This window comes from Lewinella sp., assembly GCF_050633125.1.
Taxonomy (GTDB): Bacteria; Bacteroidota; Bacteroidia; order Chitinophagales; family Saprospiraceae; genus Lewinella.
In genome coordinates this window covers 1-228 of record NZ_JBOEFX010000223.1, presented here as the reverse complement: position 1 = coordinate 228, position 228 = coordinate 1, and the positions used below count along the sequence as shown (strand labels likewise).

At 46.9% G+C, this 228-nt stretch carries 1 protein-coding gene; it reads left to right on the top strand.

Translation table 11 applies throughout. The features are described from left to right. Positions 1-228 (top strand): hypothetical protein (locus tag ACRBG0_RS28405; RefSeq protein ID WP_431490204.1); only part of this gene is annotated, 228 nt, incomplete at both ends.

The window sequence follows — 228 nt, the reverse complement described above, 5'->3', positions numbered from 1 at the left end:
GTGGCTGGGGATCAATTACCCGTCGCTTCGAAGCTTGGCAGCTTAAGCCAGAAGGTGATGTGAACGGCAACGGAGCTATCGATATCAACGAAGTATTCCGTTCAACGAACTCTTGTAGCCAAATCATCACTATCACGGAAGTACATGACTTTGTAATCGACTTCCCTGAAGATGCAGCAGCAGACTGTACTGATCCTGATGTACCTACGATTATCACTACCACTGATG